This is a genomic window from uncultured Psychroserpens sp., assembly GCF_947500255.1.
In the GTDB taxonomy this organism is placed as follows: Bacteria; Bacteroidota; Bacteroidia; order Flavobacteriales; family Flavobacteriaceae; genus Psychroserpens.
The window spans coordinates 21,446-42,594 of record NZ_CANMRL010000002.1 but is presented as its reverse complement, the minus strand read 5'-3'; the positions used below and the strand labels follow the sequence as shown (position 1 = coordinate 42,594).

25 protein-coding genes are annotated in these 21,149 nt (G+C 32.9%); 13 read left to right on the top strand and 12 right to left on the bottom strand.

Features of this window, described 5'->3' with window-relative positions; genetic code table 11:
• Positions 1–18: 18 nt before the first annotated feature.
• Both Q0783_RS06980 and Q0783_RS06975 read right to left on the bottom strand, forming a co-directional pair.
• Positions 19–951 (bottom strand): glycosyltransferase family 2 protein, encoded by a 933-nt coding sequence (locus tag Q0783_RS06980; protein ID WP_298894204.1) that lies wholly within the window; start codon positions 949–951, stop codon positions 19–21.
• Position 952: 1 nt separating this feature from the next.
• Entirely contained in the window at positions 953–2,005 is a 1,053-nt protein-coding gene (locus Q0783_RS06975; protein WP_298894203.1) for a glycosyltransferase, read from the bottom strand.
• 78 nt (positions 2,006–2,083) lie between these two features.
• Here Q0783_RS06975 and Q0783_RS06970 point away from each other — a divergent pair, with 78 nt between their 5' ends.
• The gene (locus Q0783_RS06970) at positions 2,084–2,833 is read left to right on the top strand and encodes a lipopolysaccharide kinase InaA family protein (RefSeq protein WP_298894202.1); all 750 of its coding nucleotides are present in this window, start codon (positions 2,084–2,086) and stop codon (positions 2,831–2,833) included.
• Here Q0783_RS06970 and Q0783_RS06965 read toward each other — a convergent pair.
• A complete protein-coding gene (locus Q0783_RS06965) occupies positions 2,830–3,588 on the bottom strand; it encodes a glycosyltransferase family 2 protein (RefSeq protein WP_298894201.1) in 759 nt (252 codons plus the stop codon). The genes Q0783_RS06970 and Q0783_RS06965 overlap by 4 nt on opposite strands.
• 42 nt (positions 3,589–3,630) lie before the next feature.
• On the opposite strand from Q0783_RS06965, the gene Q0783_RS06960 reads away from it, so the two are divergent.
• Positions 3,631–4,452: a glycosyltransferase family 2 protein gene (locus Q0783_RS06960; RefSeq protein WP_298894200.1), complete on the top strand. Its 822-nt coding sequence runs from the start codon at positions 3,631–3,633 to the stop codon at positions 4,450–4,452.
• Here Q0783_RS06960 and Q0783_RS06955 read toward each other — a convergent pair.
• From Q0783_RS06955 to Q0783_RS06945, 3 genes are read right to left on the bottom strand one after another with little or no spacing between them, the layout of a single operon-like run.
• The gene (locus Q0783_RS06955; protein ID WP_298894199.1) at positions 4,449–5,507 is read right to left on the bottom strand and encodes a glycosyltransferase family 9 protein; all 1,059 of its coding nucleotides are present in this window, start codon (positions 5,505–5,507) and stop codon (positions 4,449–4,451) included. The genes Q0783_RS06960 and Q0783_RS06955 overlap by 4 nt on opposite strands.
• Positions 5,508–5,517: 10 nt before the next feature.
• A complete protein-coding gene (locus tag Q0783_RS06950) occupies positions 5,518–5,913 on the bottom strand; it encodes a hypothetical protein (RefSeq protein ID WP_298894198.1) in 396 nt (131 codons plus the stop codon).
• A gap of 14 nt (positions 5,914–5,927) precedes the next feature.
• Entirely contained in the window at positions 5,928–6,743 is an 816-nt protein-coding gene (locus Q0783_RS06945; RefSeq protein ID WP_298894197.1) for a 2,3,4,5-tetrahydropyridine-2,6-dicarboxylate N-succinyltransferase, read from the bottom strand.
• Between the two features lie 689 nt (positions 6,744–7,432).
• Between Q0783_RS06945 and ruvX the strand changes: the two genes are divergently transcribed.
• The 6 genes from ruvX to Q0783_RS06915 all read left to right on the top strand — a co-directional run bounded on the left by ruvX (position 7,433) and on the right by Q0783_RS06915 (position 10,788).
• Positions 7,433–7,846, top strand: coding sequence for a Holliday junction resolvase RuvX (gene ruvX, locus Q0783_RS06940; protein WP_298894196.1), 414 nt, complete (start codon positions 7,433–7,435; stop codon positions 7,844–7,846).
• 65 nt (positions 7,847–7,911) lie between these two features.
• Entirely contained in the window at positions 7,912–8,502 is a 591-nt protein-coding gene (def, locus tag Q0783_RS06935; protein ID WP_298894195.1) for a peptide deformylase, read from the top strand.
• A 17-nt stretch (positions 8,503–8,519) separates the two neighbouring features.
• Complete coding sequence (locus Q0783_RS06930) at positions 8,520–8,945, top strand: DUF5606 domain-containing protein (protein ID WP_298761024.1); 426 nt, start codon at positions 8,520–8,522, stop codon at positions 8,943–8,945.
• Between the two features lie 90 nt (positions 8,946–9,035).
• Entirely contained in the window at positions 9,036–9,809 is a 774-nt protein-coding gene (gene mazG, locus Q0783_RS06925) for a nucleoside triphosphate pyrophosphohydrolase (protein WP_298894194.1), read from the top strand.
• 329 nt (positions 9,810–10,138) lie between these two features.
• Complete coding sequence (locus Q0783_RS06920; RefSeq protein ID WP_298894193.1) at positions 10,139–10,588, top strand: hypothetical protein; 450 nt, start codon at positions 10,139–10,141, stop codon at positions 10,586–10,588.
• Positions 10,588–10,788, top strand: a complete 201-nt coding sequence (locus tag Q0783_RS06915; RefSeq protein ID WP_230937156.1) for a helix-turn-helix transcriptional regulator — start codon at positions 10,588–10,590, stop codon at positions 10,786–10,788. Before Q0783_RS06920 ends, Q0783_RS06915 begins: the two co-directional genes overlap by 1 nt.
• A gap of 26 nt (positions 10,789–10,814) precedes the next feature.
• Here Q0783_RS06915 and Q0783_RS06910 read toward each other — a convergent pair whose 3' ends face one another.
• Positions 10,815–11,498, bottom strand: a complete 684-nt coding sequence (locus tag Q0783_RS06910; protein WP_298894192.1) for an NAD-dependent deacylase — start codon at positions 11,496–11,498, stop codon at positions 10,815–10,817.
• A gap of 6 nt (positions 11,499–11,504) precedes the next feature.
• A complete protein-coding gene (locus Q0783_RS06905) occupies positions 11,505–12,722 on the bottom strand; it encodes a hypothetical protein (RefSeq protein WP_298894191.1) in 1,218 nt (405 codons plus the stop codon).
• Positions 12,723–12,758: 36 nt separating this feature from the next.
• On the opposite strand from Q0783_RS06905, the gene Q0783_RS06900 reads away from it, so the two are divergent.
• The 4 genes from Q0783_RS06900 to Q0783_RS06885 all read left to right on the top strand — a co-directional run bounded on the left by Q0783_RS06900 (position 12,759) and on the right by Q0783_RS06885 (position 15,113).
• The gene (locus tag Q0783_RS06900) at positions 12,759–13,415 is read left to right on the top strand and encodes an RNA methyltransferase (protein ID WP_298894190.1); all 657 of its coding nucleotides are present in this window, start codon (positions 12,759–12,761) and stop codon (positions 13,413–13,415) included.
• Between the two features lie 38 nt (positions 13,416–13,453).
• Positions 13,454–13,978 (top strand): SRPBCC family protein, encoded by a 525-nt coding sequence (locus Q0783_RS06895; protein ID WP_298894189.1) that lies wholly within the window; start codon positions 13,454–13,456, stop codon positions 13,976–13,978.
• Positions 13,979–13,983: 5 nt separating this feature from the next.
• Positions 13,984–14,358, top strand: a complete 375-nt coding sequence (locus Q0783_RS06890) for a VOC family protein (RefSeq protein ID WP_298894188.1) — start codon at positions 13,984–13,986, stop codon at positions 14,356–14,358.
• Positions 14,359–14,462: 104 nt separating this feature from the next.
• Positions 14,463–15,113: a hypothetical protein gene (locus Q0783_RS06885; protein WP_298894187.1), complete on the top strand. Its 651-nt coding sequence runs from the start codon at positions 14,463–14,465 to the stop codon at positions 15,111–15,113.
• Here the strand turns inward: Q0783_RS06885 and Q0783_RS06880 are convergent.
• The 4 genes from Q0783_RS06880 to Q0783_RS06865 all read right to left on the bottom strand — a co-directional run bounded on the left by Q0783_RS06880 (position 15,084) and on the right by Q0783_RS06865 (position 19,669).
• Positions 15,084–15,926, bottom strand: a complete 843-nt coding sequence (locus Q0783_RS06880; RefSeq protein WP_230937149.1) for a carboxypeptidase-like regulatory domain-containing protein — start codon at positions 15,924–15,926, stop codon at positions 15,084–15,086. The genes Q0783_RS06885 and Q0783_RS06880 overlap by 30 nt on opposite strands.
• A 133-nt stretch (positions 15,927–16,059) precedes the next feature.
• Positions 16,060–17,952 (bottom strand): DEAD/DEAH box helicase, encoded by a 1,893-nt coding sequence (locus Q0783_RS06875; RefSeq protein WP_298894186.1) that lies wholly within the window; start codon positions 17,950–17,952, stop codon positions 16,060–16,062.
• Positions 17,953–18,257: 305 nt separating this feature from the next.
• Positions 18,258–19,088: an alpha/beta hydrolase-fold protein gene (locus Q0783_RS06870; RefSeq protein ID WP_298894185.1), complete on the bottom strand. Its 831-nt coding sequence runs from the start codon at positions 19,086–19,088 to the stop codon at positions 18,258–18,260.
• 5 nt (positions 19,089–19,093) lie between these two features.
• Positions 19,094–19,669 (bottom strand): non-canonical purine NTP diphosphatase, encoded by a 576-nt coding sequence (locus Q0783_RS06865; protein WP_298761007.1) that lies wholly within the window; start codon positions 19,667–19,669, stop codon positions 19,094–19,096.
• Between the two features lie 71 nt (positions 19,670–19,740).
• Here Q0783_RS06865 and Q0783_RS06860 point away from each other — a divergent pair, with 71 nt between their 5' ends.
• Positions 19,741–21,138, top strand: coding sequence for a TIGR00366 family protein (locus Q0783_RS06860; RefSeq protein WP_298894184.1), 1,398 nt, complete (start codon positions 19,741–19,743; stop codon positions 21,136–21,138).
• Positions 21,139–21,149: the final 11 nt, after the last annotated feature.

Here is a 21,149-nt window from a genome sequence, read left to right as displayed (position 1 = left end):
TTATTGATGGTTAGTTTGTTATTGTTGATTAATTTTTTGTTGCTGTTTTAGTGATTTTGATAATGGTGCGCCAATTAAAAAAATATAAAATAATTTCCAATAGCTAGGTTTTATAATCGATGTGAAAAAATAGCGAATAGAATAGTAAATAATTAGAATTTTGTGATGTAGCCATCCAAAGTGCTTTTTTATGTAATACAGCAATGCGATTTTTTGCTCTATTTTTATATGTATGTTCTTTTTTATACTAGCACTTTTGTAGTGAATGTATTCTAGATCAGGTATTAAGTAGGTATACTTATTCTTTTGTTTTAAAAGTCGTCTGCTTACATCAGATTCTTCGTAATACAGAAATAAATTAGTGTCAAAACCACCAATATCATCAAAGTCTTTTGCATCTATAAACATAAAAGAACCCTGAACATAATGCACTTTTGTAGGCTTATCGTACGTTTTTTTGCGATTGAGATATGTAGATGGAAATAATGTTTCTAGTAAGGGTCTTCTTAAAATTTCACGCTGAATAGATGAAAAATGATCTATAGTCACTCTAAACTTTTTGTGTTCGTCCAACATTTGAGGAGAACATACGCCAGCATCAGTTGTTTGATCCATAAACGCTTTTAAATGGTATAAACAGTTTTCACTTACTTGTAGCGTGTCATTGTTTATAAATGCATAATATTTACAAGGTTCGGCATACTGAACACCCAACATGTTACCTGCGCCAAAACCAACATTGAGCTTACTTCTGATAAGCTTTACTTGCTTGGCATTTAATTCATCCACTTGTGTTTTTAATATGCTATAATCTTCAAAACGAGAGGCATTATCAATGACCACAATTTCATAAGTAATCGAGTTTTGAGTATTGTCAATTATCGACTTGATACAGTCTATAGTATATTGAGACGTATTATAGTTTATTAAAATACAACTTACATCAATCATATTATTCTAATATAGCTTGCCAATGCTTAGCAATGTTTTCTGGTAGATAAAATACAGATTTTTTCTTAGCTGTTTCTGACATAGTATTATCAAATACATTTAAACTTAAGACATGGTCTAAAGTGTCTTTTAAGTTACCTTCATTAAAGATATAACCTATATCTTCTGAAATGATCTCTTTAGGACCAGAATGATCTGGTGCAATAGAAATTAAACCTTGGGCCATACTCTCAATGATGATTAGTCCAAATAGTTCTTCCCATTTTTTATTTCTTTTAGAATTAAGAAGCACATATTCATGAGTGCTTAGTAATTCGGCTAGTATCGTTTTATTTGACGTATGTTTTAAATACGTTATATTTTTATAAGAAATAGCGTGATCTTCAACTAAGTTTTGTTGTGGTCCTTTACCAATGACAGTTAGTGAGCATTTCTCATTTTTGGCAAAAAAATCAAGAATCTCTTCAATTCCTTTTTGCGGTACAAGTCTACCTAAATACACAAAACTTTGTCGTTTTCTTTTGGGTGTTATCTTAGTTGTGAATGCTTTATCTATCGCATGATAAACCACACTAATTTTACTGTCTTTAAGCGTATAATTTTCAAGTAGCTGTGATTTACTTTGATGAGTTACAGCAAAAATATGTGAGACTTTTTCTTCAAGAAACTGTTTCCACGTATTAAAAACCTTTGGAGAATTTTTCTTTGTTTTTGGATGAAAGGATTTATCCCAAAATGTCCATGACGTGTGATAATACACTTGGTGTTTCTTCAAGTAATTCAACAATCCACCTAATTTAGAGTCAAAAGGCGCGATACCTAAAACAATTTTCTTGTCTTTCGAAAAAAGGAGACCTATCATGAACGCTGCATTCACTAATTGTTTTCTAAATAATTTAAAGTCAAATTTAGTAAGTGATTTAAACAACTTACTCAATACTGAAAACTCTCTATATTCAAGGTTTATATCTTCTTTTTGAAGTAAAAACTGTAATCCTGTATAGTGACTATCTGCACCATTTTTATGTAAGATATAAACCGTTTGTTGTGGCATTATAATTTATGATAAGCTAATTGCAAATGTAGTGGATAATTTTATAATTTTACCCGATGAATAAATATCAGGTTGAAGTTGGATAAATATCAAGATGAAATAGCTAAAATCATAGCCAATCAGGCAAGTGAAAATTCAGCAAAGACCTTACAGTCTGATAGAAACCTGGTCACTAAACACACGCTTCATGACGGTACCGAAATTGTCATTAAAGCATTTAAAATTCCGAATTTAATTAATAAGATCGCTTACCGCTACTTTAGGAAGAGTAAGGCTAAGCGCTCTTTTGAATATGCTTCAAAGCTAAGTGAGTTAGGTATTGGAACTCCAAAACCCATTCAATACATCGAAAATTTTAATTGGCTCGGACTCAGAACAAGTTATTACATTAGTTCTTTTGTGTCGTATGAACTGACCTATCGTGAATTAACAACTAATTTTGATATCGCTGACCACGATGCTATTTTGAGAGCTTTCACAAGGTTTACATATAGCTTGCACCAGAAGCAAATTAACTTTTTAGATCACTCACCAGGAAACACACTTATCACCAGGAATGCTGAGGGTTATGATTTTTATTTGGTAGATTTAAATCGAATGGAATTTGAACCCATGGATTTTGAAACTCGCATCAAGAATTTTGCAAAGCTTACTATTCACAGGTCAATGATAGAAACCATGAGTGATGAATATGCAAAATGTACTGGAGAATCTTATGACACTATTTTTAATATGATGTGGGATTTCACCCAAGAATTTCAAAATAGATACCATCGAAAACGAAGAATTAAGAATAAAATTCTATTCTGGCGCAAAAAAAAGGCCTAAACTTCCGCCTTGTAAAGTTCTCTTAATTTAGAATACTTTAAAAATGTGATGTTAGCTGTTTGCTTGCATATTACATAACCATTAAACCCATCTAAAAAACCTAATCTTAAAAAATAGGATTTGAAAAAAGCCCAAAACGGATTAAACATAATTTTCCAAACAGGTGCTTTCTTTCCTAAATCGTAATAAGATTTAGCTGCAATTGTCGAAAAATGCTCAGTCTTTTGGTTAAACTCTGAATAACTTTGATAGGTAAGGTGTAAGATGTCACCTTTTAAATGACCTGTCTTAGATGTCTCGTGCAGTTGAACTTCATCGTGAGGATTAATACCTTTCCATGCCGCTTTTCTGCGATCAAATACACGTAATTTTTTATTGGGATACCAATCGGAATGTTTAATCCATTGGCCACAAAAATTATTAAAACGATTACAATAGTAACCATCAAATTTCCAATTGGTCTTTAAATTGATTATTGATTTTTGAAGTTGTTCCGATAAAGATTCATCACCATCCAAAGACACAACATAGTCAAAAGTTGCTTGACTCAAAGCAAAGTTTTTTTGCTCGATATAACCTAAAAATTCCTGTTCTATAAACCTCACATTATGGTGCTCACAAATCGCTTTAGTACGATCTTTAGAATAAGAATCTACTACTAAAATTTCATCAACAACACCAATTAGAGACGTTATACAGTTTTCTATATTCCGTTCTTCATTGAAAGTTATTATAACACCTGAAATCTTAATCATAAGTACTTAAAGTATTTGGTAAAAATAACTATTTTTGGAACAATGAAAACCATTGATGTTTCTGTAATTATAAGTACTTACAATAAGCCAGAAAGTTTGCAAAAAGTGCTTTGGAGCTTTAATCAACAAACGATTAATAGCTTTGAGGTTGTTATAGCCGATGATGGCTCAACAGATGAAACAAAAGTTTTAATTGATAGGATGAAACAGGAACTGAGTTACCCGATTCAACATATTTGGCAGGAGGACAACGGATTTCAAAAAACTAAGATATTGAATAAAGCAACAGTTGCTAGTCTTGGTGATTATTTAATTTATACAGATGGTGATTGTATTGCACGTAATGATTTTATTGAAACACATTTAAAATTTCGCGCTAAAGGTTATGCCTTATCATCTGGATATTTTAAGTTAACAGAAGAGGTGTCTAAGGTTGTTGATCAATCTGAAATAAAATCACAACTATGTTTCGATACGCGTTGGCTTTTAAAAAAAGGACAACCAAAATCCTTTAAGATGAATAAGCTTACAACATCAAAATTAAAGGCGGCTTTTTTGAATTTTATAACACCAACCAAAGCCACTTTTGATGGTATGAATGCATCAGCATGGAAAGCCGATATATTAGCTGTAAATGGCTTTGATGAACGTATGCAATATGGAGGAGAAGATCGCGAACTTGGTGAACGCCTTATGAATTACGGCATCAAGTTTAAGCAAATACGTTATAGTGCTATCTGTTTACATTTATTTCATGAAAGAAGTTACGTGACTCCAGATATGATTGAGAAAAATAATCAAATACGTGCAATAACTAAGCGGGACAAAATAATTAAAACGGACTTTGGAATCGAAACAATTTAAAATTGTTTGAGGTAGTTTTTTAACTTCGGAATGATTAATTCTGGTGGAAAGCTTTTGTACAAGGAAAATACATTGTTTTTTGCTTCTTTCAGTGTTTTACCTTCATACAATTCTGGCTTAAAATCTTTTAAATGAACCGATACATGTGATGAATCATTTTCAAACATATTCCAAGATTCTTTAGATATCCATGGTGAAAACACTGTGAACGTAGGAATACTCAAAGCTTTAGCCATATTTACAGCGCCACCTTCGTTACCAATTAGAGCCGTACAATGATGAGTAATAGCAAGAAATTCGCGTAAACTTTTTCCAAAGACTTCAAAAAAGATGTGTTTTTTAGTGTCGGCTTTACAAAAGTTGTAGATTGTTTTTGCCTCATCTATTTGCTTTGGAATATAATTGAATAAAATTTGTCCGCCAGTATTCTCAACAATCGTATCAATCAAATCTGCCATGTGCGGAAGGGGATAGGTTTTATTCTCACCACTTCCCAAGACACTTATCATAAATATTGGTTTTGATAAATCGATATTCGAATCTAACAAAAATTGTTTCGATCGTTCAGCTTCTTCAGGTGTGAGATACACTTTTGGTTTAATATATTCAGGAATCGAATTGCAAAGTGGTTTTAGTAATTGCAATCGGTGTTCAATAGCAATACTAGCTTTTGTTTTTGGTGTTTTGGGCTCTTTAAATGTATGTGTGTAGAAATGTGAAGTGTACCATTTTTGTTTTGAAATCTTAATTTTTGCTCCCGAAAATTTTGTCATTAAATTACTAGATAGCTTAGAGTATACATCTATAACGGCATCATACTTTTCTTTTTTTAACGACTTTAAAAACGAAAGAAATGTTGATTTGCTTTCTTCCATTTCAGGAGTATAGAACAAAAATTTATCAATAAATGGATTGTTCTCAACCACAGGAAATGTATGCGAATTAATCACATAGTGCAATTCTGCATTTGGATGCTCATTTTTAAGCGCTTCAAACAAAATGCTAGTGGTGAGTACATCACCAATCATTTTTTGTTGTATAATTAAGATTTTCAAATCCAGTTAGTTATTTATCTTCTTTATAATTATCAAAGTTAATGTTGTTAGTCTTAAAAAAAGGATTTTTAAATTTAGATTTGTTTTTAACGACTAAAGCACCATCAATTTCTATAAAATCTCCATGAGTAGCTGTTGTCATATCATAAGATTTTCCTTCTATGATTAGACTCATGTTAATAGCACCAACCTTTGCTGTAATATTTGGTTCGTAAGTCATAGAAGAAATCTCTTTTTTGAATCTAATTAGTTGTTTCTCTGTTAAACTGAAAGCCCCCGAATTATTAATCATTTGGACGCTTTCTATTTTATCTACAGCTACAAAGTCACGAAACGTTAGTACCCTGTTTTTTTGACAAGATAGGACTGTGATTAATAAAAAGGAAACGGCAATTCTCTTTAACATATAGTTCGAGTTAATTACACGGCAACATCGTATTCACGTAATGCATCATTAAGCGATGTTTTTTTGTTGGTGCTTTCTTTTCGTTTTCCAATAATTAAAGCACAAGGCACATTGTAATTTCCTGCCGAAAACGTTTTTGTATAACTACCAGGTATAACCACAGAGCGTTCTGGAACGACACCTTTCATTTCTACTGGTGAATCTCCAGTAACATCAATAATTTTAGTACTCATGGTTAGCACCACATTAGCACCTAAAACAGCTTCTTTCTCAACACGAACGCCTTCAACCACAATACAACGTGAGCCAATAAAGGCGCCATCTTCTATAATTACTGGTGCAGCTTGAAGTGGTTCTAATACACCTCCAATACCAACACCACCAGATAAGTGTACATTTTTGCCTATTTGGGCACAGCTTCCAACCGTTGCCCACGTATCTACCATAGTACCTTCATCAACATAAGCACCAATATTCACATAGCTAGGCATTAAAATGGTTCCTGGGGAAATATAGGCACCATGACGTGCCACCGCATTTGGGACAACACGAATACCTTTCTTTTCATAATCACGCTTTAAAGGGATTTTGTCATGGTATTCAAAAATTCCAGCTTCAAGCGTTTCCATTTTCTGAATTGGAAAATAAAGCACAACTGCTTTTTTTACCCATTCATTCACTTGCCATCCACTTGGAGTGGGCTCGGCAACTCTAAGCGTTCCTTCATCTAATAAGTTAATGACCTGTCGTATACTTTTAATCGTATCATCACTAGTTAATAATGAACGATCATTCCAAGCTTTTTCTATAGTGTCTTGTAGTTGTTTCATATTGAAATTTATCTGCTATTTGCACAAAGATAATGGTATAATTGATTAGAATAAATTCTGAATTAATAAAAAAATAAAATATATGTGACCTTTTAAAAAGTGTTGTGTCTTAATTAATGTGAATTATTATTAGTCGGGCATTTTCCCTAAAACTAATGCCTAGACATTTAATAATTAATAGCTAATTTTTGTGAAAACTCTCCTTCTCCCTTAGGAGAGTTTTCTATTTTTTTGAAATCATGTGACCTATTAAAAAATGATGTGTCTAAATAATTGGTTTTGAGTTAATAATAGCAATAGCCCTATATACCCTTTTTAATATAATAGCAAGACTAAAAGCCTTTCTTCGCCCCAAGAAAGGTTTTTTTATGAGAAACGTTAGAGTTGTGATTTGATGAAGTTGAGTTTCATGAAAAAACTATAGATAATCCCTAATCTATACCCTATCTAACTAATAGCTACTAAAAACCTTTCTTAAACATAAGAAAGGTTTTTTTATAGAGGTGTGTGACTTTTTTTAAACAGGTGTGTCTTAATTATATAAACATGAACTGTTTAAGGTAGAGGGTGAATAGTTTCATGGATTTATTAATAGTTGATTATTTTAAAACTCTTCTTTGATTTGCAAAGAAGAGTTTTTTTTATGGCATTAAGATTGATAAACAAGATTATAAGATTAACTTTGCAAAATGGCGAGAATTTTAGCTTTAGATTACGGAACAAAACGAACAGGAATAGCAGTTACGGATGAGTTGCAAATTATTGCTTCTGGTCTTACAACTGTAGAGACTAAAGCATTAATTCCATTTTTAAAGACCTATATCTCTAAGGAGAATGTTGAGTTGATAATTGTAGGAGAGCCTAAGCAAATGAATTTTGAAGCTTCGGAAAGTGAGGTTTTCATAGCAAAATTTTTAGAGACACTTACAAAAGAAATACCTCATTTATCAGTTAAACGTGTAGATGAGCGATTTACCTCTAAGATGGCATTTCAAACAATGATTGATAGTGGACTCAAAAAAAAGCAACGTCAAGATAAGGCCTTGGTTGATGAAATTAGCGCGACGATTATTCTTCAAAGTTATTTGTATAATCAGTCTTAAAACCGTCTTAAAAGTTCTCAAATAATAATAAGAATCGTATTTTTGCACCCGAAAATTACAATACAATGATATTACCAGTTGTTGCTTATGGCGACCCAGTCTTAAGAAAAAAAGCGAAGGCTATTACTAAAGATTATCCTAATCTTGATGCACTAATCGAGAATATGAAAGATACCATGTATGGTGCTTATGGTGTTGGATTAGCTGCGCCTCAAATTGGTTTACCCATCCGTTTGTTTTTAGTCGATACTGAACCTTTTGCTGAAGATGAGACCTATACTGAAGAGGAGCAAGAACAGCTTAAAAACTTTCAACGTACATTTATTAATGCCGAAATTTTAGAAGAAGAAGGTGATGAGTGGGCATTTAATGAAGGGTGTTTAAGTATTCCTGATGTTAGAGAAGATGTATTTAGAAAGCCTAAAGTTACCATAAAGTATCAGGATGAAAATTTTAAGGAGCACACCGAAGTATTTGATGGGTTAATTGCTAGAGTAGTGCAACATGAGTATGATCATATTGAGGGTATTTTATTTACTGATAAACTATCATCACTAAAAAAGCGTTTAATTAAAGGGAAATTAACTAATATTTCCAAAGGAAAAATAAAAGTAGATTACAGAATGCGCTTTCCATTAATGAAAAAGAAGCGTTAATACTGAAACATATTACCATGAGTTTAGACAAAATACTTTCCATTTCAGGAAAACCAGGATTATATAAAATAGTAGCACAAACACGTAGCGGTTTTGTTGCAGAATCTTTAATTGATAAGAAGAAAATGGCTGTTAATATTCACAATAACATTAGTGTGTTAAGTGAGATTGCTGTTTATACCTTAACAGAAGAATTACCTTTAAGAGAGGTTTTTAAAAAAATTAGAGATAAAGAAAATGCACAGACGACATCTATTAGTCATAAAGATTCTAAAGACACTTTAGAAGAATATTTCTTTGGTGTATTACCAGATTATGATGAAGACCGTGTTTATGCTAGCGATATCAAAAAAATTGTACAATGGTATAATTTACTTCAAAAACATGATATGCTGGATGCCTTAGAAGAGGGCGAAGAAGTTACAGCAGACGAAGAAGAATAGAACGTCGTTGATAGATTGTTCATATTAAACTACACTTAGAATTTCTATCTGAGGGAAAGCGTCGTATTTTTGAAATCTAATGTCAAAAAAATGTCCAATAAAACCCAACAGTTAAAAGCTTTTGAACGCTTGCTTATCATTATGGATGAGTTGCGTGAACAATGTCCATGGGACAAAAAGCAAACCCTACAAACACTTCGTCATTTAACGATTGAAGAAGTTTACGAACTTGGTGATGCCATTCTAGATAATGATCTTGATGAGGTCAAGAAAGAATTAGGAGATGTGTTACTTCATATCGTGTTTTATTCAAAAATTGGTAGTGAAACTAATGCTTTTGATATTGCAGATGTGTGTCATAGCATTTGTGATAAATTGGTTGAGCGTCATCCTCATATCTATGGAGATGTTACTGTTAATGACGAAGAGGACGTCAAACGAAATTGGGAACAATTAAAACTAAAAGAAGGAAAGAAAAGTGTTTTAGAAGGAGTCCCAAAAAGTTTACCTGCTATGGTAAAGGCCAACCGCATTCAGGATAAAGTTGCTGGAGTTGGTTTTGATTGGGAAGAACCACATCAAGTTTTTGAAAAGGTAAAAGAGGAGTTGGGTGAACTTCAGGACGAAGTAAATAAAGGTGACCAAGATAAAATTGAAAGCGAATTTGGAGATGTGTTGTTTTCTATGATTAATTATGCACGGTTTTTAAAAATAGATCCTGAAAGTGCTCTGGAGCGTACTAATAAAAAATTCATGAAACGTTTCCAATATTTGGAACAAAAATCTAAAGATTTAGAGCAACCATTATCTGATATGTCACTAGCGCAAATGGACGTTTTTTGGGAAGAAGCAAAAAAAATATAATTTTTTTTTAGTTTTCGTAATCCAAAACAATCAAATCACTCGTATATAAATCAGATAGGAACTTATAAAAGTTTCTTAATCATAAGTAGGTAATCTTAATGTAGTAGTTAAGCGGACACATTAAGATTTAAAATTTAGTTTAGTTAGGGGTAAAATCCTGTCTGTTTACTCAGACAGGATTTTATTATTTATACACTCTCCATAATTTTTCTCAAAGTAATTTCATTAAAAGACAAATTTTAGAAAATAGTTGTGTAATTCAAAAATGTAAAGTATATTTGTCATATAGTAAAAACATTTTTACTTAATATAAAATATATTTGTCAATTATGAATAGAGAGAAAATGATAGATTGCGAACGTAATCGATTTCAAAAGTTTATTAATTTTAGATTATCACATCGATTTATGCCTATTGGAATTGCTGTAGTACTTCTGTCGATAACTACAATGTTTGTACGTGCTTTTGCTTTAGATGGTGATACGCTATGGCTAAAACACATCTTGCAAAAAACAATGCTCGTTGGTTTATTAATTATGTCGTTGTCCAAGGATAAAGAGGAAGATGAAATGACCATAAGCTTAAGAGCCCAATCCTATGCGATTGCTTTTGTGATTGGAGTTATTTATGCATTGGTAATGCCTTATGTTGAATTTGGAGTATCTAATGTTGTGAACTCTGAAGGGCAAGCCTTTAAAGACCTAGGAGACTTTCAAGTTTTATTGTTCATGCTTATGATACAATTGTTGTTTTATCATAACTTAAAACGTTATAGATAATGGAAAACACAATTAAAGTAGAACGCGCCATTTTGAGCTTAACTCAAGATGATTTGGCTAAAAAAATTGGTGTGTCAAGACAGACAATAAATTCGATAGAAGCCAATAGATATGTACCTTCAACTGTTTTAGCATTAAAACTTTCTGAAGTCTTTAGTAAACCTGTTAATGACTTTTTTAAACTATCTCAAGATGATTAGAATAAGCTTGTTTTTAGTATCTATGATTATATACCTTGTCTTAATATTGATTTGAGCTTTTCCATTCCATTTGTAGCCGTATCTGCAATAACTGTAAGATTGGGTTGACTATTAATAGCTGGTTTTGGGTCTATAAAAAATTTTCGTGTAGATTGTTTTACATAATTCATTAATCCTGCAGCAGGATAAACCTGCATAGAAGTGCCTATGATTAATAATATATCTGCTGTTTCACAAATAGTAATAGCTTTGTCTATCATTGGCACATCTTCACCAAACCAAACAATATGAGGTCTTAATTGATGTCCTTGAGCACAAAGGTCACCAAGTTTTAAATCAGTTGTCCAAGATTGTATGTCGTTATAATTTTTTGTACTTCTCACTTTAAGAAGTTCGCCATGGAGATGAATCACATTACTACTTCCTGCGCGTTCATGTAAATCGTCTACGTTTTGTGTAATTATAGTGGTTTTGTAGTCTTCCTCTAGAGCAGCAACATCTCTATGAGCGCTATTCGGTTGTACTTCAAATAGTTGTTTACGACGTTGATTATAAAACTCTAGAACGAGTTCTGGGTTTTTAGCAAAACCTTGTGGTGTAGCGACTTCCATAACATCATGACCTTCCCATAGACCATCTGCATCTCTAAAGGTCTTTATGCCACTTTCTGCACTTATTCCAGCACCTGTTAAAACGACAAGATGTTTCATAACTTACTAGTTTTTTTCTTTTTTCTTTTTCCAAGCTTTAAAATCTTTGGATTTTGAAAATGTTTCAAGAATGTTTTCTCCATACTCGTCATCTTCTTCAATATATTCTATAATTGCAGGTTTATCATAGCCATCTGCAATTAACTCATCAAGATAATTTACAGCTTCTGGGTAATCATTCATCATAATTAATGTATTGAGGTAACCGGCTTGACCTTCAAAAAAATCAGGATAGTTTTCAGCAGTATACTTAAAATAATTCAACGCAAGATCATAGTTTTGATCTTCAAAAGCTACAGAAGCTTTTATATAGTTTAAAAAATCATCTTCTGTTGCGTTTTGTAATTGATTAATAACTTGAATTGCTTCAAAATACTCACTTTTATAAATATGATAATCGATTTTATTTAGTAGTATTGTTGGATCATCTGGAAAGGTGTTAATCAAATCTTCTAAAGATTTTAAATACTTCTCATCATCAATCTGGCTAGCAATTAGACTTTTAAAAATGAGTAAGAACTTCTCTTTTGCTAATTCAGATTTTAGACCATCCATAATTTCAAAGGCTTTTAAAAAGTCTCCATTTTTATTATGCATAATTGCTTTAAAAAGATCTTTAGATTCTTCATTTGGCGACGATTCTAAGAGTCCGAATAATTTTTTTTCAGGAAGCGTATAGGTCATTAGTCTACCCAAAGTTTCGGTGAAATGCTCACCAGATAAATACACATACATATCAGAAAACAGAATCTCATCATTCTCTTTATGAATTCTGAAATCATGATAATTCATTCCAGATTCTGACGAATACATTCTAAATAGAGCATAGTAAGTTTGTGCCTCTTGATCATAACGGTAGCTAATAAAGTCATAATATGCTCCATTTTCGACCTCCATAATGATTTCATTTGGAAATGAGTTCAAGGCGCGCTTCATACCAATTAAAAATCCTTTAATGTAGCTGTCTTCGGTATCTATTGATGGGTTTACACTTAAAATGCGTTCAAAAAAGACTTTATCATTAAGTTTAGAGATAAAGGCTTCTGAATCATTGTTATGCACAGTGGCAGCAATGAATTCTCCAAATTCTAATACTTTTTGTGTGTTTTCTTCACTGAATGAAACTGTGTCTTTTCGTATGTCATTTGTTAGTTCTTGTGCGTCAACAATGAAACAACTTAAGATTAGAATTGAAAAAAAGAGTAATTGTTTTTTATATCCCATTGAGTTTTATATTTTCATAAATATAAATTATTTTTCATGATAGACGTCAAACTTTTACAACATCTTGAAAGTTATTTAACAGATCAACGTAAAGAAAAATTTACGAACATATTAGCGCAGCGTACCAAGCATTTTACAGTTGCCACAGAGGACGTCTATCAATTGCATAATACCAGTGCTGTGATACGTAGTTGCGATGTTTTTGGGATTCAAGAAGTAAACATCATTGAAGAACAAAATACAAAACGCATTGATAGGGAAATAGCTATGGGAGCGCAAAAGTGGGTAGATTTAAACCGTTACCATTCAGTGAAAGAAGCGATTAATGACCTCGAAAGGAAAGGGTATCAAATTGTAGCAACAACACCGCATGAAGATGATAGTTTGCTTGAAGATTTTGATGTTACAAAACCGTCTTGTTTTTTTTTCGGAAGGGAAATGAGCGGACTCTCAGCTGAAGTGATTGAAGCAGCCGATTGTTTTTTGAAAATACCTATGGTAGGTTTTACTGAAAGTTTAAATATATCAGTTTCTGCTGCAATAATTCTTCAGCATGTGACTACAAAACTCAAGCAAACCAACGTGAATTGGCAATTAACTGAAGATGAGCAGCTGGAAAAGCGATTAGATTGGTGTAAAAAAACGATAAAGAGTCATAAAGAAATTATAGAGCGTTTTTATCAAACGCGATAATTTCGTAATTTTAATACAACAACCAAAACCCTATAATTATGATAGTTCTTTACATTTTAGGAGGAATAGTAGCACTTATTATTCTTCTCGCTTTAATAGCACCTAAGCATTATGAAGTTAATAGAAGCATAATAATTGATAAACCACTTCCTGAGGTATTCAATTATTTGAAGCACATTAAAAATCAAAACCATTGGTCACCGTGGAAAAAAAGAGATCCTAATATGACACAAGAATTTATAGGTACAGATGGACAAGTTGGTTTTATATCTAAATGGGATGGAAATAAAGAAGTTGGAACAGGTGAGCAGGAAATCATGAATATTGTTGAAAATGATAGACTAGAAGCGAGGTTACGTTTTTTTAAACCATGGAAATCTGAATCAGATGCTGTGACTAGAGTCGATGATGCTGGTGATGGAAAAACAAAAGTGACTTGGGGATTTTCAGGAATTAATAAAGTGCCTGCTAACATTTTCATGATGTTATATAATGTTGATAAGCATGTAGGTAAAGATTTTGAAGAGGGCTTAGCAAGTTTAAAGGAGATATTAGAAACATAATAGTTATGGAACACAATATGGTAGGATGGTTCGAAATTCCAGTACATGATATGGATAGGGCCAAAGCATTTTATGAAGCTGTTTTTAAAGTAGATATTGCTATTCATGATTTTGGAGGCATACTTATGGGATGGTTTCCTTTTGATGAAAAAAAACCGGGAGCCACAGGTACTTTAATTAAGCAAGAGAGTTATATTCCTAGTCAGGAAGGGACTTTAGTCTATTTTGTAAGTAGTAATGTGCAAAATGAATTAGACCGAATTGAAGTTGCAGGCGGACACATATATCAGCCTAAGACTGAAATTTCACCAGAACATGGTTTCATGGCAGTTTTTATTGATACAGAAGGGAATAGAGTTGCATTGCATTCTAATAAATAGTATTGTAAATTACTGATAATCTGATATATCTGTAGTTTACGTGATTTAATTTGCTTGTTTGTGCTATAGCTTTAGATTAGTTCTAATAATTAGCTATTATTAAAGTGACTATTTTAACCAATCAATTAAAATCATTACTATCCTCATTTATTTCTGTTTTTGTCTTTTCACTTAGTGTTATAAGCATTGTTTTATATGTTCATTATTCTAAAAATATTGCACTAGAAACTCTTACAGATGATCCGGCTGTAATTGCACAACTTCCTGCGTATATAGGTATGTTATCTCAGTTTGGCATTTTTTTATGGGCTGCTACTGCAGCTATATGTGTATTTTGCAGTCAACTCGTAAAAAATAAACGCCTCAAAGCATTTGTGATTTCTTCTGCTTTGATTTCTATGTTGCTCGGATTTGATGATGTCTTTATGTTGCACGAATCTGTTTTGCCATCGCTAGGCATTCCACAAAAAATAGTTTACCTAAGCTATTTAGTCATTATATCTGTGTATGCTTTGACTTTTTTTAAAGTGCTTTTGCGCACAGATTATTTATTGTTATTGTGCGCTTTTTTTTGGTTTGGTGCCTCCCTGTTCGTAGATAATTTCTTTTACGAATCTTCGCCTTACATTACAAAATTGCTTGAAGATGGTGCTAAATTTATAGGGATTGTAAGTTGGTTATTTTATTTTGCGAGAACTTGTAGGCAAATATTTCAGAGTCAGACCTTAAAATCTTCCAGATTTGTTCCTGTTTAAGATCTTATATTCTTCATAGCATTCACTTATGGCGTCTAGGATTTGAAGATCGTTAGCAGATTGAATAAAGTCTTTAGAGTAGTTACATTGGTTAACAATTTCGTCTAAATCAAAACGATCGACTTCTAATAATACCATTAGCATTTCACGATCAAAACGAGAAGCTAAAAGATTTCTAATCTCATCGTCCTTCTTCATTTTCTTTAGTTTTCTCAATTCACGAGGTTTTTTACCAAACATATTATGCAAGAAATCGGCCGGATTAAAAATAGCACCAAGAACTTTGCTAACCGCATTAGGTCTTTTGTTTCCAGCTTCATAACCTTTGTTTGATAAACCAGAAATACTATACCTATAATTAGATTTAATAGGGACTTGCTTAACATCTATTTCTAGATAGCCTGTTAGCTTTAATTGATTAACAACTACTTCTTCTAAAGCCAGCGCTAATTCTGTCATGCCTATCTTGGTTTCACCAAACTTTAACCAGTCGTTTGTAACTCTTACTTTAATGGATTTATATCCTAAATACGATAAGTGAAGTGTATCATTTACTTGAGCCTTGATTTCAAAATTACCATCATCATCAGTTGAGGTTCCTATCACCTGATTAAGGTTTACAATATTTACACGATCTATAGGCTTATCGGTACTTAAATCAATGATAGTACCTCTCACACTAGTCGCTACTTTTACACTAGTAGAGTCTTGACTTGTCGAGTCTTTGACTTTAGTGTTTTGATTTTTAGCGTCTTGTGAAAATCCTGTAGTTAAGGCAAAAGCAAATAAAAATACTGTAAATAAATATTTCATACACTTATAATATGTGTTAAAAGTACTAAACAAATTGCATACCACTAAGTAAGTAGACGTAAATTTGACTTAATATTAACAACATGGTTTAAAAAAACCTCATGAGGTTATCATGAGGTTTATGTATTTAAATTTAATCTCTGCGTCGAGATCGTCTAGGTCTATCAGAAACTGGTTTACGATCAGAACGTCTAGATCCGCTAGATTCTCTCTCCGAACGTCGCCTATCTTTTCTGTTTCCAGAGTTTTCTCCAGAACGTCTGTCACTTCGTCCTCCTGAGCTTTCCGATGAACGTCTATCACTTCGGTTACCAGAACCTGAATCACTACGTCTAGAACGTCTTTCTCCTCTAGGTTTGTCATCACGTCTGCGTCGTCCACCACCATCACGTCGTCTTCCGCCTCGGTTTCGTCCACCACCTCTATCTTCGCTAACTTCAACATTTACAAAACGTCCGTTGTGTTTAAAATCAGTAAAAAAGGCTAATACTTTCTCTTGAATCGTTTTTTCAGTATTAAAGAAAGAGAAGCTATCTTTAACATCTACCTTGAATACATCATCACGGCCTAGCTCTAAGACTTCTTTTAAGAAATCTTTCAATTTCATCCAATCGTAACCATCTTTTCGACCTACATTAATAAAGTAACGTGTTTCATTACCACTTCGCCTTGAGCCTTCTTCATCGTGACCTCTTGAAGAGTCTGATACATTCAGATCTTTTGCTTTTTGGTAATAATTAAAGAAACGAGAAAATTCTACTGAAAAGAATTTTTTAATCAATTCCTCTTTATCTGTATCCTCAAAGAGCTCGTTAATACTAACTAAATAAGAATCAATTTCGTGATTTACTTCAGTATTATGAACCTTATTGGCAAGTGACATTAATTGTACTTCACAAATTTCCATACCATCAGGAATCTCTTTTTTCTCAAATTCCTTTTTGATGATACGTTCGATACTTTTAATCTTACGTACCTCACTTTTCGAAACAATCACCATAGAAACACCAGTTTTTCCGGCACGACCTGTACGACCAGAACGGTGTGTATAGGTTTCAATTTCATCTGGCAACTGATAGTTAATAACATGAGTAATATCGTCTACATCAATTCCACGAGCAGCAACATCTGTTGCAACAAGCATTTGTATTTGCTTGTTTCTAAATGATTTCATCACTAGGTCACGTTGATTCTGACTTAAATCACCATGTAATGCGCCAGCACTATAACCATCTTCAATTAAGTTTTCAGCTACTTTTTGAGTATCGCGTTTCGTACGACAGAAAATCACCGAAAAAATATCAGGATTGGCATCTGCTAAACGCTTTAAAGCTTGGTAACGATCTCTGGCATTTACTAAATAATATTCGTGAGACACTTGACTTGTACTTTCATTTCTATTTCCTACAGTGATCTCAATTGGATCGTGCATAAAATCTCTAGCGATTCTAGCCACCTCTTTAGGCATTGTTGCCGAAAATAACCAAGTATTCTTGTCGTCGGGAGTATGAGATAAGATATCAGTGATATCTTCATAGAACCCCATGTTTAGCATCTCATCAGCTTCATCTAAAACCGAATATTCAATTTTAGAAATATCAACCATATTTCGGCTAATCATATCTTTCATTCGGCCAGGAGTAGCAACAATAATTTGTGCACCACGCTTTACTTGTCGTGCTTGATCTGTAATGCTGGCTCCACCATAAATTGCAACTACGTTCAAACCTTTACAGTGCTTTCCGTAGAGCTTTAGTTCGTTTGTGATTTGTAAACACAATTCACGTGTTGGTGATAAGATCAATCCTTGAGTCGTACGACTATCAATATCGATCTTTTGTAGCATTGGAAAACCAAAAGCAGCTGTTTTACCAGTACCTGTTTGCGCTAAAGCAACGAGGTCTGATTCTTCTTCTAATAAAATTGGGATGGCTTTTGCTTGTACATCACTAGGCGTTTCAAATCCTAGATCATTAATAGCAGCAAGCAGGTCTTCATTAAGACCGAGTTCTTGGAATGTGCTCATTCTTTTGTTTGTATTCGATTATGTTCTTTGGTGTTACAAAAGAAGCGAATCGACATACTAAACACTTAAACTTCTAGGTAACACATCCTCACTCTGAGGAATTTAACGTCCCGATCCTTCGGGAATTTCAAGGTGCAAAGATAGACTATTATTTGGATAATCAATATTATGGCGTTTTAACACGCTCTCACAAGTCGCTTTTTTCCAAAAGAGCTCCAACAATTGCTCCATCGTTAACGCGAGATTAGATCGTTTGTTTTTGCTCGATACTAGATTTTAAAATATGATAAATGCTCACCTATAGCCTATTCCTTGGTTTTAAATAGGAGTTCAAAGGCATCATAAACTGCTAAATGCAAAGTATCACCATGATCTAAATCTTCAAAAAAACCAAAATAGACCTGTGTGTTTTCCTTTTTGTTTGATTTTAATGTTTTGAATAAGTCTGTAGCAGCTTTCTCCATAATAGAACCTTCTTTTCCTACACCTACATAAATGCTTTTTTTCGTCGTATAGGCTTTTGGTTTTGACTTTAGTAATGAGTTATCGTCCCACCATAGACTAGGACTAACAATAATATAATTATCAAAGAGGTCAGGGGTTTTATACAAAATTTCTGTTGCCAATAAACCACCTAAAGACTGACCTATAATTGTCTTGGTCTTATTAGTTCTGTAATTTTGATCTATATATGGCTGTAATTCGGTGCCTAAGAAGTTTATAAATGCTTCAGACTTTCCTGTTGTTGGGAAATCTGCTTTATCTTTTTTGTTAGAAGTTGGATAAGTGAAATCTCGTTTTCTATCAACATTAGAAATACCAACAACAATAGATTCAGGAAGCATATTTATCCAAGAAAATGAACCAAATTGTACAAGTCCAGAAATATGCAAAAAGTCTTCATCAATTGAGCCATCTAATAAATAAATTACAGGATAGGTTTTTAACGAGTCTTGAGCATAACTATGAGGTAGATAGATGTTTAATGTTCTATTTTCATTCAGAATTTTAGAATCCAAGATTACTTTTTCGCCAATTGATAATGTCGTTTTAGATGTTTCTATAATTGGAGTTTGTGCATTTATTTGGTACGTAACTATCGTAGTAATAAGGATTATTATGGTCTTGAGTTTCATATAAACTATAGTTGATTTAAAAAATTGACAAGTAACCTTACTGCTTTTCCACGGTGTCCAATGTTATTTTTTTCTTCTAGAGAAATTTCGGCAAAGGTTTTATCATAACCTTCTGCTTTAAAAATTGGATCATAGCCAAACCCTTTGTCGCCTTGTTTGGTTGTGGTAATCTCACCTTTACAGATTCCTGTAAACGTTTCTAATTTACCATTAAGGTCTAGAGCAATAACCGTTTTAAATTGTGCGGTTCTATCAGGCTTTTCTTTTAGGTTGTTAAGCAAAAGATCCATATTGCTATTGGCATCACGCGATTCACCAGCATAACGTGCGCTAAAAACACCAGGTTCGCCATTAAGTGCTTCAACCTCTAAACCAGTGTCATCTGCAAAACAGTCAAAACCATAATGATCTTTGATATATACAGCTTTTTGAATCGCATTACCTTCAATGGTCATTTGTGTTTCAGGTACATCTTCAAAACAACCAATATCTTTTAAACTAAGTAGTTGTATATTATCTGGAATGAGTGCTTGTACTTCTTTAAGCTTATTTAAATTGTTAGTAGCGAAAACGAGTTGCATATAGATAAGTGTTTAAATCAAAAGTATATATTTTTACTTAAATTGTGACTTAAATTTTAACTTGATTAACCATGCTCACTAAACTCGGCGAAAAATTTACAGATATCTTTCAAAAGTATATGCCAAGTGCCTTTGTATTTGCTATCCTGTTAACTTTAATTGCGGCTTTGGGAGCTTATTTTTGGGCTGATGCATCACCAGTAAAGATCATTAAATCATGGTATAATGGTTTTTTCGAGTTGCTAAAATTTGGGATGCAGATCGTGTTAATTATTATTACTGGTTTTAGTATCGCATTATCTCCAAAAATAAAGCGTGGTATTGAAAAATTGACAGTATATATTAAAACACCAAAACAGGTATACATGTTTGTTTTAGTGGTTGGAACGTTATTATCATTTGTGAGTTTTGGATGGATTGTTATTACTTGTTTATTAGCAAGAGAATTAGCTTTACGCGTCAAAGGTGTTAATTATCCGTTTTTAATTGCATGCACATATTTTACATTTGGTGGATGGGTGAGCGGTTTGTCAAGTTCTATTCCATTATTACTAAATACCAATGATAATTTTTTGATTGAGAAAAATGTACTATCTAATGTAATTTCTACAAGTTTTACGTTGGGATCTACATTAAACTTGCTAATGATTGCAGTATTTGTTCTTTTGCCACCTATATTGTTTTTGTTTTTAATTCCGAAAAACACAACAGGTAAAGAGCTAAAAGACTTATTAAAGCCAGGCTACGAATCTCAGGAGGAATCTATTGAAGAAGAAGCCGAAAGTTTTAAACTTCCTATAAAGGCTATTTCAGACACCCTAAATAACACATTCTTATTATCAATTCTAATTTTTGCTATGGGCTTGACTTATATCGTCATCCATTTTGTTGAAAACGGGTTTGATGTGAATTTAAACATCATGATATTCATTTTTTTAATGTTAGGATTATTAATGCATAAAACACCTATGCGCTATAGTATTGCGATGAAACGTGCAAGTAATAATATTTCTGGAGTGCTATTTCAATATCCGTTTTATGCCGGAATTATGGGAATTATGATGTATACAGGAGTTGGTGAGCAACTCACAGACGCATTGTTATCTGTTATGACTATAGATACCTATCCGTTTTATGCCTATCTCACAGGAGGCGTTGTTAACTTCGCTATTCCTTCGGCAGGAGGAGAGTTTGCTGTTGTGGGTCCGAGTATGATTGAGGCGGTTAAAGATATTGGAGCTGGATTACCTCCAGATCAAGTAACAGCTATGGTGTCTCGTGCATCATTGTCTGTAGCTTATGGAGAGAGTTTGAGTAATATGTTACAGCCATTCTTTATATTATTAGTATTGCCAGTAATGGGAGCAGGAGTAAAGTTGCAGGCTAGAGATATTATGGGGTATTTAGTTGTGCCTTTTATTATATTTTTTATTATTCAAGCGCTGATGGTATTATATGTACCATTATAGATTCAGTAGCC

Excerpts from the sequence above, each read along its gene's own strand:
- Q0783_RS06965 (WP_298894201.1), bottom strand. The coding sequence starts at position 3,588 with ATGATTAAGATTTCAGGTGTTATAATAACTTTCAATGAAGAACGGAAT.
- Q0783_RS06875 (WP_298894186.1), bottom strand. The coding sequence starts at position 17,952 with ATGAGCACATTCCAAGAACTCGGTCTTAATGAAGACCTGCTTGCTGCT.
- Q0783_RS06920 (WP_298894193.1), top strand. The coding sequence starts at position 10,139 with ATGAATAGAGAGAAAATGATAGATTGCGAACGTAATCGATTTCAAAAG.
- Q0783_RS06930 (WP_298761024.1), top strand. The coding sequence starts at position 8,520 with ATGAGTTTAGACAAAATACTTTCCATTTCAGGAAAACCAGGATTATAT.
- Q0783_RS06865 (WP_298761007.1), bottom strand. The coding sequence starts at position 19,669 with ATGCAACTCGTTTTCGCTACTAACAATTTAAATAAGCTTAAAGAAGTA.
- ruvX (WP_298894196.1), top strand. The coding sequence starts at position 7,433 with ATGGCGAGAATTTTAGCTTTAGATTACGGAACAAAACGAACAGGAATA.
- Q0783_RS06890 (WP_298894188.1), top strand. The coding sequence starts at position 13,984 with ATGGAACACAATATGGTAGGATGGTTCGAAATTCCAGTACATGATATG.
- Q0783_RS06880 (WP_230937149.1), bottom strand. The coding sequence starts at position 15,926 with ATGAAATATTTATTTACAGTATTTTTATTTGCTTTTGCCTTAACTACA.
- def (WP_298894195.1), top strand. The coding sequence starts at position 7,912 with ATGATATTACCAGTTGTTGCTTATGGCGACCCAGTCTTAAGAAAAAAA.
- Q0783_RS06915 (WP_230937156.1), top strand. The coding sequence starts at position 10,588 with ATGGAAAACACAATTAAAGTAGAACGCGCCATTTTGAGCTTAACTCAA.
- Q0783_RS06870 (WP_298894185.1), bottom strand. The coding sequence starts at position 19,088 with ATGAAACTCAAGACCATAATAATCCTTATTACTACGATAGTTACGTAC.
- Q0783_RS06860 (WP_298894184.1), top strand. The coding sequence starts at position 19,741 with ATGCTCACTAAACTCGGCGAAAAATTTACAGATATCTTTCAAAAGTAT.
- Q0783_RS06895 (WP_298894189.1), top strand. The coding sequence starts at position 13,454 with ATGATAGTTCTTTACATTTTAGGAGGAATAGTAGCACTTATTATTCTT.
- Q0783_RS06950 (WP_298894198.1), bottom strand. The coding sequence starts at position 5,913 with ATGTTAAAGAGAATTGCCGTTTCCTTTTTATTAATCACAGTCCTATCT.
- Q0783_RS06905 (WP_298894191.1), bottom strand. The coding sequence starts at position 12,722 with ATGGGATATAAAAAACAATTACTCTTTTTTTCAATTCTAATCTTAAGT.
- Q0783_RS06975 (WP_298894203.1), bottom strand. The coding sequence starts at position 2,005 with ATGCCACAACAAACGGTTTATATCTTACATAAAAATGGTGCAGATAGT.
- Q0783_RS06910 (WP_298894192.1), bottom strand. The coding sequence starts at position 11,498 with ATGAAACATCTTGTCGTTTTAACAGGTGCTGGAATAAGTGCAGAAAGT.
- mazG (WP_298894194.1), top strand. The coding sequence starts at position 9,036 with ATGTCCAATAAAACCCAACAGTTAAAAGCTTTTGAACGCTTGCTTATC.
- Q0783_RS06980 (WP_298894204.1), bottom strand. The coding sequence starts at position 951 with ATGATTGATGTAAGTTGTATTTTAATAAACTATAATACGTCTCAATAT.
- Q0783_RS06900 (WP_298894190.1), top strand. The coding sequence starts at position 12,759 with ATGATAGACGTCAAACTTTTACAACATCTTGAAAGTTATTTAACAGAT.
- Q0783_RS06960 (WP_298894200.1), top strand. The coding sequence starts at position 3,631 with ATGAAAACCATTGATGTTTCTGTAATTATAAGTACTTACAATAAGCCA.
- Q0783_RS06945 (WP_298894197.1), bottom strand. The coding sequence starts at position 6,743 with ATGAAACAACTACAAGACACTATAGAAAAAGCTTGGAATGATCGTTCA.